Below are 14844 nucleotides of genomic sequence, written 5' to 3'. Positions count from 1 at the left end.
TTTACCCACTTAGGCTTCGAGCATCTTTGGAGATGCTCGATGCCTTTTCGTTATTTCGTCAAACAACTACTCCTGCCGCCAGGTCTTCTGTTGCTGCTGCTTCTGCTTGCCTGGTGGTTTCGCCGCTCGAAGCCGCGACTGGCCGGTGTGTGTTTTGCTCTCGGCCTGGGCGGGTTCTGGTTGATGAGCCTGCCTGTGATGGTGGAGTGGGGCGCCAGTGCCCTGGAAAGTGAGCCGGCGCTGACGCAAAGCCAGTGGTCGACCCTGGCCAAACAGGCCGATGCGATTGTGGTGCTGGGGTCGGGGCGTGAACGTGGCGATCCGGCCTGGGGTTCCGACCAGCCGACCGGTGTTGGCCTGGAGCGCCAGCGCTATGCGGCGCGCCTGGCCAAGGCTTCCGGGTTGCCGATCCTGACCAGCGGTGGCCTGCACTACGGCACGCCGCCAACGGAAGCGGCGCTGATGGCCGAGTCGTTGCTGAACGATTTCGACGTGACGGTGCGCTGGCAGGAAGGGCGTAGCCGCACGACCTGGGAAAACGCCCAATTCACCGCGCAAGTGCTTAAGCCGCAGGGCGTCAAGCGTGTGGTGCTGGTCACCCAGGCCTGGCATATGCAGCGGGCTGTCTGGAGTTTCGAACAGGCAGGATTCACCGTGGTGCCGGCGCCCGTGGGGTTCCTCGGGGTGGATAACGCCAGGCCGCTGGGTGGCTGGATGCCGGAGTTCAAGTCGATCTGGCAGAGCGGCCAGTTGTTGAACGAGGCGGTGGGGCTGGTGGGCTACAAGCTGTTTTATCGTGGAGAGTAGATTCATCGTGAGCCAGCCCGCTCCTGCAGGAATCGCAAATTCCTGACAGGAGCAGCCGCTCGACGTTCGATGGCTCGCGATGACGTCAGACGGTCTTGGCGATCCGGCTGGCCAGCAGGGCCCAGCCGAACAGCAGGAGGCTCAGGATGATCAGGGGCCACGAGCGCCACTGCAGATAAGGCGTCAGGTTGTGCATCGGCACCACTTCGCCGTACAGGATTCCGCGTTCGAACTGCGGAATTTGCACGGTGATCTTGCCGAACGGATCGATCAGGCCGGTCACCCCGTTGTTGGTGGCGCGGATCATCCAGCGGCCGGCTTCCAAAGCTCGCATCTGGGCCATCTGCAAGTGCTGCAACGGGCCGATCGAAGTGCCGAACCAGGTGTCGTTGCTGATGGTCAGCAGCAGGTCGCTGCGGGCTGACAGGCTGGCGGCGAATTCCGGGTAAACCACCTCGTAGCAGATGAACGGCGCGATCTGGTAACCCTTGGCTTGCAGTAAAGGCTGGTCGGCGGGGCCGCGGGCGAAGTCCGACATGGGCAGGTCGAAGAACGCAATCAGGCCGCGCAGCAAGTCCTGCAGGGGCACGTACTCACCGAATGGCACGAGCTTCTGCTTGAGGTACTCGCCATCGCCTTCGCCGACTACGGTAATGCCATTGAAGTAGCGCTTCTGATGGTGCACTTCCTGGCGGATCGGTACGCCGGTGATCAGCGCCGAATGCCGGTCGGCGGCGAAATTGCCCATCATGTTCAGATAACCTTCGGCCGACTCCTTGAGCACGGGCACCGCGGTTTCCGGCCACACCAGCAGATCCACGCGCTTGGAACTGAAACTCATGTCGCGGTACAGCGCCAGCTGGGAGTTGAGTTGCGCGGGGTCCCATTTCAGGCTCTGTTCGATATTGCCCTGGATCGCCGCCACGGTCAGCGGCTCGCCCGACGGGCTGGTCCAGGCATGTCCCTTGAGCGCGGTGCCAATCATCCAGGGGGCGACCAGCAGCACCAGGCCGGCGGCGATAAACCCCTTGCGCCCGGCACGGATCAGGCCGGGCAGGTTGTAGAGCAGGGCGGCGGTCAGCGCCAGGGCAAAGGAGATCAGCCACATGCCGCCCAGAGGGGCCAGGCCGGCCAGCGGGCCGTCGAGTTGGCTGTAGCCGGAATAGAGCCAGGGGAAACCCGTCAGGAACCAGCCGCGGAAGGCTTCCTGGCCCACCCAAAGGGCGGCGAAGGCCAGGGCATCGGCGAGAGGGGCTTCATTGCGACGCAGCCAACGCGCCCAGAGCCAGGCCGGCAGGGCGAAAAAGAAGGCGATGGCGGCAATGAAGGCCAGCATCAGTAAACCGGCCAGCAGCACCGAGGCGCCGCCGTAGGTATGGATGCTGACGTAGATCCAACTGGTGCCGGCGGCAAACAGGCCGAAACCGAAACACCAGCCGCGCCACAGCGCCTGACGCGGGCTCAGCTCGCGCAGGCCGGCATAAAAGAAGCCGACTGCCAGCAGTGCCAGCGGCCAGATGTCGTACGGCGCCAGGGCCAGGGTGGTGATTGCGCCAGCCGCCATGGCCAGCAGGTTACCGGGCCAGCCGGGGCGGGTTAAGCGCAGCATGTCGATCCTTAGCGGGGGATAGGCGTTAGTCGCAGCAGATGAATCCGACGGCTGTCGGCATTCAGGATACGGAAGCGATAGGCACCGATTTCGGTGATTTCGTTACGTTTAGGCAGGTGCCCGAACGCGCTCATCACCAGGCCGCCGACGGTGTCGAACTCGTCGTCGGAGAACTCGCTGTCGAAGAACTCGTTGAAGTTCTCGATCGGCGTCAACGCCTTGATCAGGAAATCGCCGCTTGGCAGGGGCTTGATGTAGCTGTCTTCCTCGACGTCGTGCTCGTCTTCGATGTCGCCGACGATCTGCTCCAGCACGTCCTCGATGGTCACCAGGCCTGCCACGCCGCCGTACTCGTCGATGACGATGGCCATGTGATTGTGGTTGGCGCGGAACTCACGCAGCAGCACGTTCAGGCGCTTGGATTCGGGAACGAAGGTCGCCGGACGCAGCAGGTCCTTGATGTTGAAGCTGTCGCCGTTCTCCTTGAGGATCAGCGGCAGCAGGTCCTTGGCCAGCAGGACGCCCATGACGTCGTCATGGCTTTCGCCGATCACCGGATAACGCGAGTGCGCGGAATCGAGGACGGACGGCAGGAATTCGCGGGGAGTCTGGGTCGCCTTGATGCTGATCATCTGCGAGCGCGGAACCATGATGTCCCGTACCTGCAGGTCAGCGACCTGGATGGCGCCTTCGACGATGGCCAGCGCTTCGCTGTCCAGCAACTTGTTCTGATGGGCTTCGCGCAGCAGCTCCAGCAGCTCCTGGCGGTTTTTCGGCTCATGGGCAAAAGCCTGGGTCAGTTTACCCAGCCACGACTTTTGCCCGCTGCTCGATCGGTCTTCGCTCATAGCGATTACTCTAAATCCTTGGTTGTTACAGATGGATGTTCTTCGGTTTCGTCGTCCGCATAAGGGTCGGGATGACCCAGTTCTGCAAGCAACGTTCGTTCCAGTGCTTCCATTTCTTCGGCTTCGTCGTCATCTATATGGTCGTAACCCAATAGATGCAAGCAGCCGTGAATCACCAGATGGGCCCAGTGGGCCTGGGGGTCCTTGCCTTGTTCGGCGGCTTCGCGCTCGACCACTTCGACGCAGATCACCAGGTCGCCGAGCAATGGAATGTCCAGCAGTTCGTCCGGCACGTCGGCGGGGAACGATAGGACGTTGGTGGCGTAGTCCTTCTGCCGCCAGGTGCGGTTCAGTTCGCGGCCTTCTGGTTCGTCCACCAGGCGGATGGTCAGTTCCGAGTCGGCGGTGCGCTGGCGCAGGGCCAGTTCACACCATTGGCGGAACAGGGCTTCGCTGGGAGCAGGCTTTTCGCTTGCCAGTTGCAGATCAAGCTCAAGCATCGTGGCGATTGCCTTTTTCCGCGGCGGACTGGGCGGACTCGTCGGCCACGCGCTGCTCGAAGCGCTCGTAGGCTTCGACGATGCGTTGCACCAGCGGATGGCGCACCACGTCCTTGGGCATGAAGTGGGTGAAGCTGATGCCCGGGACGTCCTTGAGGACGTTGATCACATGGGCCAGGCCGGACTTGGTGCCCTTGGGCAGGTCGACCTGGGTGATGTCGCCCGTGATCACGGCGGTGGAGCCGAAGCCGATCCGGGTCAGGAACATCTTCATCTGCTCGACGGTGGTGTTCTGGCTTTCGTCGAGAATGATGAAGCTGTTGTTCAGCGTACGGCCGCGCATGTAGGCCAGCGGCGCAATCTCGATGACCTGGCGCTCGATCAGCTTGGCGACGTGTTCGAAGCCGAGCATTTCATACAGTGCGTCATACAACGGGCGCAGGTACGGGTCGATCTTCTGGGCCAGGTCGCCCGGCAGGAAGCCGAGTTTCTCACCGGCTTCGACCGCCGGACGCACCAGCAGGATGCGTCGTACCTGCTCGCGCTCCAGTGCGTCTACCGCACAGGCCACGGCCAGGTAGGTCTTGCCGGTACCGGCCGGGCCGATGCCGAAGTTGATGTCGTTGCCGAGGATCTCCTTGACGTAGCGCTGCTGATTCAAGCCGCGGGGGCGAATCATGCCTTTTTTGGTGCGCAGGGCCACGGCCGCTTCGGCGACAGGGTGATTGTCCAGTTCTTCGACGGCGGATTCCTGGAGGAACAGATGCACCATGTCCGGCGACAGCTCGGTACCCTTGGTTTCCCGGTACAGGCGGCGCAGGAGGTTTTCCGCGGAGGTGGTGTGCTTGGGTTCGCCGATCAGTTCGAACTGATTGCCGCGGTTGCGGATCTCGATGGTCAGGCGCTGCTCGATCAAGCGCAAATGCTCGTCGAATTGCCCGCACAGATTGGCGAAGCGGCGAGCCTCAAAGGGCTCGAGGATGAAACGATGTGGTTCTATGGGTGCGTTCAAGGTCGTTTTTTAGCCGCCCAACGGCAATAAGGGATGAATTCAAGGATAACGCCAGCGGCCTGGGTGCGAAAGCTCTTATACAAAGCAATGTCTTTCGCCACATTTTCCTTGGAAGCCGGCTTCCCGGCGATGGCGTGCCCGAGGCCACTACCGCTGGTCAGCCAGCATCGGCAGGAGGTTATTGCAGCAGCGATCCGCGCAGCGAGTGAGGCTGGGCCGAGTCGATGTGCACATCGGCAAACTGGCCGATCAGCGTCGGGTTGTCGCAGCGGAAATTGACGATACGGTTGTTCTCGGTCCGCCCCTGCAGTTCGCCCGGGTCTTTCTTCGAGTAGTCGGTGACGAGGATGCGCTGGATCGAGCCGACCATCTGTCGGCTGATTTCGAATCCTTGCTGATTCAGCCGATGTTGCAGCGCGTTCAGGCGTTCCTTTTTCAACTCTTCCGGGGTGTCGTCCGCCAGGTCGGCCGCCGGGGTGCCCGGGCGCTGGCTGTAGACGAACGAGTAGGAGAAGTCGAAGCCGACGTCTTCGATCAGCTTCATGGTCTGTTCGAAGTCTTTTTCGGTCTCGCCGGGGAAGCCGACGATGAAGTCCGAGCTGATGCAGATGCCCGGCACGGCGGCGCGCAGTTTGCGCAGCTTGGACTTGTATTCCAGCGCCGTATGGTTGCGCTTCATGGCCGCGAGAATCCGGTCGGAACCCGATTGCACCGGCAAGTGCAGGTGTTTCACCAGTTCCGGCACTTCGGCGTGGGCCTGGATCAGGCTGTCGGAGAATTCCAGCGGATGGGAGGTGGTATAGCGGATGCGCTCGATACCATCGACCGCCGCGACCACACGGATCAGTTCGGCGAGGTCGGCCAGGCGGCCGTCGTGGGTCTGGCCACGGTAACCGTTGACGTTCTGCCCCAGCAGGGTGACTTCGCGCACGCCGTTTTCCGCCAGGTGAATGATCTCGCAGATCACGTCGTCGAACGGCCGGCTGACTTCCTCGCCACGGGTGTAGGGCACCACGCAGAAGGTGCAGTACTTGCTGCAGCCTTCCATCACCGAGACATAGGCACTCGGGCCGTCGATGCGCGGCTCTGGCAGGTGGTCGAATTTCTCGATTTCCGGGAACGAGACGTCGACCTGCGGCAGCTTGCTGCTGCGGGCGGCATCGATCATTTCCGGCAGGCGGTGCAGGGTCTGCGGGCCGAAGACCACGTCGACATAGGGCGCACGATCGCGGATGGCTGCGCCTTCCTGGCTGGCCACGCAACCGCCGACGGCGATGACCATGTCCGGGTTGGCCAGCTTCAGCTCGCGCCAGCGACCCAGTTGGGAATACACCCGGTCCTGGGCTCGTTCGCGGATCGAGCAGGTGTTGAGCAGGATGACGTCCGCGTCTTCGGCGCGGGCGGTGACTTCCAGGGCCTGGTGTTCACCCAGCAGATCGACCATGCGCGAGCTGTCGTACTCGTTCATCTGGCAACCGTGGGTTTCTATGTAGAGCTTCTTGGCCATGGACGGAGTCATCACGTGATTCAAAGAACCGCGCATTATAGGGAACATGGCCTGAGGTTCCTACCGCTGCGCGTCCGGTGGCTATGCTATAGTTCGCGCCCTCTTTTATATCCCCCGATGTGTTACCCGCCCACCATGACCAAACGTGAAGCTCCAATCTACAAGGTGATTTTCCTCAACCAGGGACAGGTGTTCGAAATGTACGCCAAGCAGATCTATCAAAGTGATCTGTGGGGTTTCCTGGAGGTGGAAGAGTTCGTCTTTGGCGAGCGCACGCAAGTGGTCGTCGATCCGAGCGAAGAGAAGCTCAAGGCCCAGTTCGAAGGCGTGGTACGCAGCTTTGTGCCGATGCATTCGATCGTGCGCATCGACGAGGTCGAGCGCCTGGGCACGCCGAAGATCAGCGAGGCGCGTGGCGTGAGCAACGTCATGCCGTTTCCGATGCCGATGCCTGAGAAGTAAGGGCTGTATCGAGAAGAACGTCGCATTCCATCGCGGGCAAGTGTGCTCGCGATGCGCTCAAGGCAGGGGGGAGAAGGGCGAACGCCCGTCGGCGCTCTGCAATTCCATCAGGTATTTGCGGAAAATCTGCCCCAGCACCTGGGTGGCGACTTCCAGCTCATCGCGCTGCATGTGCTCGGCCACTTCGTCGGCCGTGTCCAGTGCCTCTTCGGCACCGTTGACCGCCGCCATCTTCAGCACGATATAGGCCTGAACGTTGTTGGCCGGTACGCCTTCGCCGCGAAAGAACATGGTGCCGAGTTTGAATTGCGCCTGGGCGTGGCCTTGCAGCGAGGCCTTTTCAAAGTAGCTCAAGGCCTGATTGAGATCGCGCGGGGTATTTTTACCTTCGTAGTAGAACTCGCCCAGCTCGTATTGCGCTTGCGCATCCCCTTCGTCAGCCGCCTTCTGGCAGACCGCCAGGGCCTCGGACAGATCCTGTGACTGAGTATTGAGGGTGCAGCGACCCATCGCTGGGATCAACAACGAGTTGCCGCCTGCTTGTGCGTGCGCGAGCAGGGGCTGAAGGAGCAACAGGCAGCCCAGTGCAAGGGCGCGGCCGGTGCGGTTCATGGGAATCGACTTACCTCTGAAGGGCGCGCGGACCCATCGAGGGATCCAATAAGCGCGCATTATGAAATAAGCAGGGCCAACCTTACAAAGTCTTTACTCGTTTTTCTGCTGCGCGGGCGCGATATCCGCCGCTTTCGGGGCTGTTTCGGGAGTTGGGGCGCGAATGCGGCGTAAAACCGGCGCCAGCAAGTGTGGCGCCGGTTTGGCGGGGAAGGTTACTTCAGGGCAGCGAAAGCGCGTTCGGCCGCGTCCAGGGTCAGTTTCAGCTCGGCGTCGCCGTGGGCGATCGAGGTGAAGCCGGCTTCGAAGGCACTCGGGGCCAGGTAGACACCGCCTTCGAGCATCAGGTGGAAGAAGCGTTTGAACAGGTTGGCATCGCTGGCCATCACATCGTCGAACGTGACGATATCGTCGGCGCCGCTGAAATACAGGCCGAACATGCCGCCCGCCTGGGTGGTCACGAACGGGATACCGGCGGCGTCAGCGCGTTGCTGCAGGCCGTCGAGCAGGCGGCTGGTGTAGTCGCTCAGCTCGGCGTGGAAGCCCGGACGGCTGATCAGGCGCAGAGTAGTCAGGCCGGCGGCCATGGCCAGCGGGTTGCCCGACAGGGTGCCGGCCTGGTAGACCGGGCCCAGCGGCGCGATGTGTTCCATGATCTGGCGTTTACCGCCGAAGCAACCCACCGGCATGCCGCCGCCGATGATCTTGCCGAAGGTTGACAGGTCCGGGGTCACCCCGTAGTGCGCCTGGGCACCGCCCAGGGCGACGCGGAAACCGGTCATCACTTCGTCGAAGATCAGCACCACGCCGTGCTTGTCGCACAGGCTGCGCAGGCCTTCGAGGAAGCCCGGGGCCGGTGGCACGCAGTTCATGTTGCCGGCCACCGGCTCGACGATGATGCAGGCCACTTCCTGGCCGACCTCGGCGAGCATCTTCTCGACCGCGTCGATGTCGTTGAACGGCAGGGTCAGGGTGTGTTTGGCGAAAGCCGCCGGTACGCCGGCCGAGCTGGGCACGCCCTGGGTCAGCGCGCCAGAGCCAGCCTTGACCAGCAGGCTGTCGGAGTGGCCGTGGTAGCAGCCTTCGAACTTGATGATGCTGTCGCGGCCGGTGAAACCGCGGGCCAGGCGGATCGCGCTCATAGTCGCTTCGGTGCCGGAGCTGACCATGCGCACCATTTCCATGGACGGCACGATGGAGCAGACCAGATCGGCCATTTCGGTTTCCATGGCGGTCGGGGCGCCGTAGGACAGACCGTGTTCCAGCTGCTTGCGCACCGCGTCCAGCACATCCGGATGGCTGTGGCCAAGGATCATCGGCCCCCAGGAACCGACGTAGTCCACATAACGCTTGTCGTCTTCGTCGGTGACGTAGGCGCCTTCGGCGTGTTTGAAGAACAGCGGTGTGCCGCCCACGCTCTTGAACGCACGCACGGGCGAGTTCACGCCGCCGGGGATGTGTTTCTGGGCATTGGCAAACAGGGTTTCGGAACGAGACATGATCGGACTCTCGAAAATCAGCGGTTAGAAGAGGGCGTTGAAGGCGCGGGCGCGGCGGGTCACTTCCTGGGCGCTGTCGGCGCCGAACAGGCCATGGACCACGGCCAGCAGGTCGACGCCATGGGCGACCAACGGCGCGGCGTTCTCCAGGGTGATGCCGCCGATCGCGCAGATCGGCAAGTGCAGCCGGGCGCGGGCCTGGTCCAGCAGCTCCAGGTTGGCCGTCGGCGCGCCGGGCTTGGTGTTGGAATTGAAGAAGCGACCGAAGGCGACATAGCTGGCGCCTTCCTTGGCGGCTTGCTCGGCCAGCTCCAGCTGGGCGTGGCAGGTCGAGCCGATGATCGCCTGGCGGCCGAGCAGGGCACGGGCCGGCGTCAGCGGGCCGTCGGTCTGACCCAGGTGTACGCCGACACCGATGCGCGCGGCCAACTCGGCGTCGTCGTTGATGATCAGTTGCGTCTTGTAGCGCTCGCACAAGCTGTGCAGGGCTTCGGCTTCGCGCAGGCGGCGGGCCTCGTCGCTGCTCTTGTCGCGGTATTGCAGGAGGGTCACGCCACCGTCGAGCGCCGCCTCCACGTACTGCAGGAATTTGCCGGCCAACAGTTGGCTGTCGGTAATGGCATACAGACCACGTAGTTTCATCGAGCGAGCCTCATGGCTTACGAGCAGAAGTCCAGCGGCAGGCGGCGCGGTACGAACTGGCCTTGGCCCAGTTGCTCGGCGTCGCGCAGGGTGCGCCAGGTGTAATCGAGGGCCGACTTCACGGCGCTGGCCAGGTTTTCGCCCTGGGCCAGGCGTCCGGCCAGGGCGCTGGCCAGGGTGCAACCGGAACCGTGATAACTGCCCGGCAGCCGCTGGCAGGTGTAGGTGTGACGGCTGCCGTCGCGGCTGTACAGGCGATTATGCACTTCATGCTCGTCGCCATGGCCGCCGGTGATCAGCAGGTGTTTGACAAACGGCAGGAGCTTTTCCGCGCATTGGTCCGCAGTGCCTTCGGGCAACTCGGCGAGGATTCGTGCTTCCGGAAGGTTCGGGGTGGCGATGGTCGCCAGTGGCAGCAGGCGTTCACGCATGGCGTAACCGACCTCGTCTTTGCCCAGGCGTCCGCCGCCGCCGGCGCGCAATACCGGGTCGCAGACCATCGGCAGGTGCGGATGCGCCTGCAACAGCTCGACCACAGTGTCGACCATTTCCAGCGAGCCGAGCATGCCCAGCTTGACCGCGGCGACCGTGGAGTCGTTGAGTACGGCGTTGGCCTGGGCCAGCACCCACTCGCGATCCAGCACACGGAAGTCGCTGACGTTGACCGTATCCTGCACGGTCAGCGCGGTCACAGCGGGAGCTGCATGGCAACCCTGGGCGAGCAGGGCTTCGATATCTGCCTGCAGGCCGGCGCCGCCACTGGGGTCGTGGCCGGAGAGACAGAGGACAACGGGGCGAGAGCTGTAGATATTCATGGTGCGCGAGCTTACCACCAAACGTCTTTTTTGCACGGCTCCTCGCGTGTCGGCCGGGGCTGGTTTTTCCGCCTTGCCGACAAGTTGACCGAGGCAACAGCTCTAGATCAATGGATAGCGCTGAAACGCCCGTTCTAGAGCCTTTAAACTAAAACTTTTCATGGTGTTCTTTGGCTATCAACGGCTATGCTAGAGTGGATCCAAACCAATAACAGGTCATGCCGGTTTTACGTCTACTCAAAGGGAAATGGGGGGCTTCCTGACACAACCGGACAGGCCACGCTGGGGCTTTATGCGCTATTTGCTGATGTTGCTGTTGAGCTTGCCGATGCTGGCTGGCGCGGTCGAGTTCGACGAGTTCACCCAAAGCCTGCCCTTGGGTCGAGTGATGCAGGTGTTTGAAGACGCGAGTGGTCAGGCAACGATCGCGGATGTCAGCACAGCGGCGATGGCCGGTAGTTTCAAGACCCATGACAAGCCCACCCTCAACGCCGGTTACTCCCGCTCGGCATTCTGGCTGAAAATCCACCTCAGCTACCGTCCCGCCAACCCTTCCATACGACACACCTGGCTGCTGGAGCTGGCCTATCCGCCGCTCGATCATCTGGAACTGTATGTGCCCGATGAAACCGGGGGCTACCGTCTGGCCCAGCGCACCGGCGATGCCTTGCCGTTCGACAGCCGGCAGATCCGCCAGAACAATTACCTGTTCGACCTGAGCTTCGCGCCCTACGAGCAAAAGACCCTGTTCCTGCGCCTGCAGAGCCAGGGCTCGGTCCAGGCGCCGGTGACGCTCTGGTCCAGCACGGCGTACCTGGAAGCGCAGCCGGTGCGCCTGTATGTACTCGGCCTGATCTACGGCGTGCTGCTGGGGATGCTGGTCTACAACCTGTTCATTTACCTGAGCGTGCGCGACACCAGTTACCTCTATTACATCCTCTACATCGCCTCGTTCGGGCTGTACCAACTGTCGGTGAACGGCGCCGCGGTGGAGTACTTCTGGCCGGACAACCCGTGGTGGGCCAACGCGGCAACGCCATTTTTCATTGGCGCGGCGGCCCTGTTCGGCAGCCAGTTCGCCCGCAGTTTCCTGCAGACCGCCAGCCACAGCCGCTGGGTCGATCGCCTGCTGCTGGTGCTGATCCTGTGCAGCGCCGTGGTGGTGGCCTTGTCGCTGATGACCAGCTACGCCCTGGCGTTGCGTCTGGCCACGGCCCTGGCGCTGATCTTTACCGTGGTGATCTTCGTCTCCGGCATCGTCGCCTGGTGCCGCGGCATGCGCGTGGCGCGCTACTTCATCATCGCCTGGTCGGCGTTCCTGGTGGGTGGGATCATCAATACCCTGATGGTGCTGGGTTATCTGCCGAACATGTTCCTGACCATGTATTCCAGCCAGATCGGTTCGGCCATCGAGGTGGCGCTGTTGTCGCTGGCCCTGGCCGACCGCATCAACTCGATGCGCGAGCAGCAGGCGCAGACCCTGTTCGATGCCGGGCAGAAGCTCGAAGTGCTCAACCAGCAGCTGGCCCACAGCAACCGGCTCAAGGATGAGTTCCTCGCCACCCTGACCCACGAACTGCGCACGCCGATGAATGGGGTGATCGGTTCCCTGGAACTGATGCAGACCGTCGATCTCGATCCGGAGCTGGAGCAATACCAGCAGACTGCCGCCGGTTCGGCCCGGGACATGATGCGCATGGTCAATGGCATCCTGACCCTGACCGAGCTGCAGGCCGGCAAGCTCAGCGCCCAGCACGAGACTTTCAGTCTGCGTTCGCTGCTCGATGCCTTGCTGGGCCAGTTTTGCGCCAACGCCTCGGCCAAGGGGCTGGGCTTCGATGTCGACCTGGCCGCCGGGTTGCCCGATCGGCTGCTGGGCGATCGCGGCAAGTTGAGCCAGTGCCTGGAGTGCCTGCTGGACAATGCCATCAAGTTCACCCGGGTGGGTGGCCTGGTCCTGCGAGTGACTGGCAAGCCGGTGGCAACCGGGCGAGTGGCGATGACCTTCGCGGTAATCGACACCGGCATCGGTTTCGTCAACCTCGATGAGGCCTCGTTGTACCAGCGCTTCTTCCAGCTCGATGGATCGATGACCCGTGAATACGGCGGACTGGGCGTGGGGCTGGCGATCTGTCGGCAACTGGTGGATCTGCTGGGTGGCCAGCTGACCCATGAATCGGAGCCGGGGCGTGGCAGCTGTTTCCGCCTGGAGGTGACCTTCGATCTGGACGGCGAGCAGCCGATGGCCTCCCAGCCGGCCTTGCGGGTCCGCGCCGTCCGGCGCATGCCGCAGGATTGCAGCGTGCTGCTGGTGGACGACAACAGCATCAATCAACTGGTGATCCGCGGCATGTTGCTCAAGCTGGGTTATCAGGTACGCACGGCGGAGAACGCTCGCGGGGCGCTGGCGTTGTTGCGCCGGGAGTCGGTGGATGCGGTGCTGCTCGATTGCCAGATCGAGCAGGCCGAGGCGCTCAAGCTGTGCGATCAGGTGCGCGGCATGCCGGGTTGCGCCGACTTACCGGTGCTGCTGGTATCGGCCTCGGCGTACGCTGTGGAGGCTGAGCGCTGCCTGCTCGATTACCTCTCCCGGCCGGTGAAATTCGAGGAGTTGCAAGATGTTCTGGCGCGTCGGGTGCTGGCCTCGGAACAGGGCGAAAGCGCCGGTATTTAGGCGTATATGCCACTTTGTTCGGTGGGGAGGGGGTGCTTAACTGAGGTTCTGGCACACCCCTCAAGGAGCCCCGACATGAACCTGCACCAGTTCGCTGAGACCCACGAAGTCACCAACCAGCCACCTTCCCTGGACGGTACCAACCTCTATCGAATCGATCTGCCGTTGCAGGAGTGGGCACGGCGTTTCGGCGCTGGTTGGGCCGAAGCGCGGATCGACGCCTACGGTGCTCTGGCCGGTGGGCCGCTGATGGAGGCGGGGTTCCTGGCCAACCAGAACAAACCGGTGTTCACCAGCCATGACCGTTACGGGCATCGCCTCGACCTGGTGGAGTTTCATCCGGCGTATCACGAGCTGATGCGCACCGCCATCGAGCACGGCCTGACGTCCTTGCCCTGGGCTCATCCGCAATCCGGGGCGCATGTCGCGCGCGCCGCCATGACCTATCTGCACAGCCAGGCCGAGGCCGGCAGCGGTTGCCCGCTGACCATGACCTTCGCCTGTGTGCCGGCGTTGAAGCTGCAGCCGGATCTCGCCGAACAATGGCTGCCGAAAGTCCTCGCCACCGAATATGACCCACGCAATGTCGGCATGGCCCACAAGGCCGGTGTCACCATCGGCATGGCGATGACCGAGAAACAAGGCGGTACCGATGTGCGCGCCAACACCACCAAGGCGTATCCGGTGGGCGCTACGGGGCCGGGGCAGGCTTATGAACTGGTGGGCCACAAATGGTTCTGTTCGGCGCCGATGTGCGACGCCTTCCTGACCCTGGCCCAGACCGAAAAAGGCCTGACCTGCTTCCTGTTGCCTCGCCATCGTCCGGACGACAGCCGCAACCAGTTCTATATCCAGCGCCTGAAAAACAAGCTCGGCAACTGCTCCAATGCCTCCAGCGAAGTGGAGTTCCGTGGGGCCCTGGCGTGGATGATCGGTGAAGAAGGACGCGGCGTGCCGACCATCATCGAAATGGTCGCCATGACCCGCTTCGATTGCATGGTCGGTTCCAGCTCGCTGATGCGCCAGGCCCTGACCCAGGCCGCCCATCATTGTGCCCATCGGCTGGTGGGCGGGCGTGTGCTCAGCGAGCAACCCTTGATGCAGAACGTGCTGGCCGACCTGGCGCTGGAAAGCGAGGCGGCGCTGGCCTTGAGCCTGCGCATGGGCCGCGCGCTGGATAACCTGGATGACCCGCAAGAAGCCATGTTCTCGCGACTGGTGACGGCGGTGGGCAAATACTGGATCTGCAAGCGGGCCCCGGCAATGATCAACGAGGCCGCCGAGTGCATGGGCGGCGCCGGTTATGTCGAGGAGAGCATTCTGCCGCGGCTGTACCGCGAAGCGCCGGTCAACTCGACCTGGGAAGGTTCCGGCAACGTGCAGTGCCTGGATGTGCTGCGCGCCTTGTCCAAGGAGCCGGGCGTGCTCGATGTGCTGTTCGCCGAGCTGGGCGATGGCCATGGCGACAGGCGCCTGGCCGCGCATATCGCCAACCTGAAAGGCGCCTTCCAGGACACCGACGACATTCAGTACCGCGCCCGCCAGTTGACCGAGGACATCGCCCTGGGCCTGCAGGCCAAGCTGTTGCTGGAAGCCGGCAATGCGGTGGTCAGCGATGCCTTTATCGCCAGTCGCCTGGGTTCGGCAGGAAGGGTCTACGGCACCTTGCCGCGAGGGCTGGATGTGGAAGCGATAGTCGCGCGCTCGACCCCGGCAGGCTTCTGACTGGTTTGTTGTAGGAGCGAGCTTGCTCGCGATAAATAGTCCAGGCTACCGATCGGCTGGGGCCTGAAAGATCTTTCGCGAGCAAGCTCGCTCCTACGCATATTCCGCTGTTCCCGTGAGACGGCGTTGCAG

At 62.9% G+C, this 14844-nt stretch carries 13 protein-coding genes; 4 read left to right on the top strand and 9 right to left on the bottom strand.

Annotation, left to right across the window (positions count from 1 at the left end; translation table 11 throughout):
* Positions 1-39: 39 nt before the first annotated feature.
* Positions 40-807, top strand: a complete 768-nt coding sequence (locus tag J4E58_RS20725) for a YdcF family protein (protein WP_087091893.1) — start codon at positions 40-42, stop codon at positions 805-807.
* Positions 808-892: 85 nt separating this feature from the next.
* Here the strand turns inward: J4E58_RS20725 and lnt are convergent, their stop codons facing one another.
* The 5 genes from lnt to miaB form a co-directional block, all read right to left on the bottom strand.
* Positions 893-2416 carry an apolipoprotein N-acyltransferase gene (gene lnt, locus J4E58_RS20720; protein ID WP_087091894.1) on the bottom strand — a complete coding sequence of 508 codons (1524 nt, stop codon included), beginning with the start codon at positions 2414-2416 and terminating at the stop codon, positions 893-895.
* An 8-nt stretch (positions 2417-2424) separates the two neighbouring features.
* Positions 2425-3264, bottom strand: coding sequence for an HlyC/CorC family transporter (locus tag J4E58_RS20715; protein ID WP_007927086.1), 840 nt, complete (start codon positions 3262-3264; stop codon positions 2425-2427).
* Positions 3265-3269: 5 nt separating this feature from the next.
* Positions 3270-3764, bottom strand: a complete 495-nt coding sequence (gene ybeY, locus J4E58_RS20710) for an rRNA maturation RNase YbeY (RefSeq protein ID WP_087091895.1) — start codon at positions 3762-3764, stop codon at positions 3270-3272.
* Positions 3757-4776 carry a PhoH family protein gene (locus J4E58_RS20705; protein WP_007927082.1) on the bottom strand — a complete coding sequence of 340 codons (1020 nt, stop codon included), beginning with the start codon at positions 4774-4776 and terminating at the stop codon, positions 3757-3759. The genes ybeY and J4E58_RS20705 overlap by 8 nt, the downstream gene beginning before the upstream one ends.
* 178 nt (positions 4777-4954) lie before the next feature.
* On the bottom strand, positions 4955-6283 hold the full coding sequence (miaB, locus tag J4E58_RS20700) for a tRNA (N6-isopentenyl adenosine(37)-C2)-methylthiotransferase MiaB (protein WP_162235145.1): 1329 nt from the start codon (positions 6281-6283) through the stop codon (positions 4955-4957).
* A 135-nt stretch (positions 6284-6418) separates the two neighbouring features.
* Here miaB and J4E58_RS20695 point away from each other — a divergent pair, with 135 nt between their 5' ends.
* Complete coding sequence (locus J4E58_RS20695; RefSeq protein ID WP_007927079.1) at positions 6419-6745, top strand: DUF1820 family protein; 327 nt, start codon at positions 6419-6421, stop codon at positions 6743-6745.
* Between the two features lie 57 nt (positions 6746-6802).
* Here J4E58_RS20695 and J4E58_RS20690 read toward each other — a convergent pair whose 3' ends face one another.
* From J4E58_RS20690 to J4E58_RS20675, 4 genes are all read right to left on the bottom strand, one after another.
* Complete coding sequence (locus J4E58_RS20690; RefSeq protein ID WP_007927077.1) at positions 6803-7357, bottom strand: tetratricopeptide repeat protein; 555 nt, start codon at positions 7355-7357, stop codon at positions 6803-6805.
* Positions 7358-7572: 215 nt separating this feature from the next.
* Complete coding sequence (gene hemL, locus J4E58_RS20685) at positions 7573-8856, bottom strand: glutamate-1-semialdehyde 2,1-aminomutase (RefSeq protein WP_007927075.1); 1284 nt, start codon at positions 8854-8856, stop codon at positions 7573-7575.
* 24 nt (positions 8857-8880) lie between these two features.
* Positions 8881-9498: a thiamine phosphate synthase gene (thiE, locus tag J4E58_RS20680; RefSeq protein WP_009045778.1), complete on the bottom strand. Its 618-nt coding sequence runs from the start codon at positions 9496-9498 to the stop codon at positions 8881-8883.
* A gap of 17 nt (positions 9499-9515) precedes the next feature.
* Entirely contained in the window at positions 9516-10313 is a 798-nt protein-coding gene (locus J4E58_RS20675; RefSeq protein ID WP_007927070.1) for a hydroxymethylpyrimidine/phosphomethylpyrimidine kinase, read from the bottom strand.
* Positions 10314-10605: 292 nt separating this feature from the next.
* Here J4E58_RS20675 and J4E58_RS20670 point away from each other — a divergent pair, with 292 nt between their 5' ends.
* Together J4E58_RS20670 and J4E58_RS20665 are read left to right on the top strand one after the other, a co-directional pair.
* The gene (locus tag J4E58_RS20670; RefSeq protein WP_087091896.1) at positions 10606-12987 is read left to right on the top strand and encodes a hybrid sensor histidine kinase/response regulator; all 2382 of its coding nucleotides are present in this window, start codon (positions 10606-10608) and stop codon (positions 12985-12987) included.
* Positions 12988-13062: 75 nt separating this feature from the next.
* Positions 13063-14712 carry an acyl-CoA dehydrogenase family protein gene (locus J4E58_RS20665; RefSeq protein WP_062824498.1) on the top strand — a complete coding sequence of 550 codons (1650 nt, stop codon included), beginning with the start codon at positions 13063-13065 and terminating at the stop codon, positions 14710-14712.
* Positions 14713-14844: the final 132 nt, after the last annotated feature.

It is taken from the genome of Pseudomonas sp. FW305-25 (assembly GCF_017351415.1).
Lineage (GTDB): Bacteria > Pseudomonadota > Gammaproteobacteria > Pseudomonadales > Pseudomonadaceae > Aquipseudomonas > Aquipseudomonas chlororaphis.
The sequence above is the reverse complement of the archived record's forward strand: the minus strand, read 5'-3'. Positions and strand labels throughout refer to the sequence as shown.

Bases quoted from the DNA above. Each gene is read 5' to 3' on its own strand.
- J4E58_RS20725 (WP_087091893.1), top strand. From the start codon at position 40: ATGCCTTTTCGTTATTTCGTCAAACAACTACTCCTGCCGCCAGGTCTT.
- lnt (WP_087091894.1), bottom strand. From the start codon at position 2,416: ATGCTGCGCTTAACCCGCCCCGGCTGGCCCGGTAACCTGCTGGCCATG.
- J4E58_RS20715 (WP_007927086.1), bottom strand. From the start codon at position 3,264: ATGAGCGAAGACCGATCGAGCAGCGGGCAAAAGTCGTGGCTGGGTAAA.
- ybeY (WP_087091895.1), bottom strand. From the start codon at position 3,764: ATGCTTGAGCTTGATCTGCAACTGGCAAGCGAAAAGCCTGCTCCCAGC.
- miaB (WP_162235145.1), bottom strand. From the start codon at position 6,283: ATGGCCAAGAAGCTCTACATAGAAACCCACGGTTGCCAGATGAACGAG.
- J4E58_RS20695 (WP_007927079.1), top strand. From the start codon at position 6,419: ATGACCAAACGTGAAGCTCCAATCTACAAGGTGATTTTCCTCAACCAG.
- J4E58_RS20690 (WP_007927077.1), bottom strand. From the start codon at position 7,357: ATGAACCGCACCGGCCGCGCCCTTGCACTGGGCTGCCTGTTGCTCCTT.
- hemL (WP_007927075.1), bottom strand. From the start codon at position 8,856: ATGTCTCGTTCCGAAACCCTGTTTGCCAATGCCCAGAAACACATCCCC.
- thiE (WP_009045778.1), bottom strand. From the start codon at position 9,498: ATGAAACTACGTGGTCTGTATGCCATTACCGACAGCCAACTGTTGGCC.
- J4E58_RS20675 (WP_007927070.1), bottom strand. From the start codon at position 10,313: ATGAATATCTACAGCTCTCGCCCCGTTGTCCTCTGTCTCTCCGGCCAC.
- J4E58_RS20670 (WP_087091896.1), top strand. From the start codon at position 10,606: ATGCGCTATTTGCTGATGTTGCTGTTGAGCTTGCCGATGCTGGCTGGC.
- J4E58_RS20665 (WP_062824498.1), top strand. From the start codon at position 13,063: ATGAACCTGCACCAGTTCGCTGAGACCCACGAAGTCACCAACCAGCCA.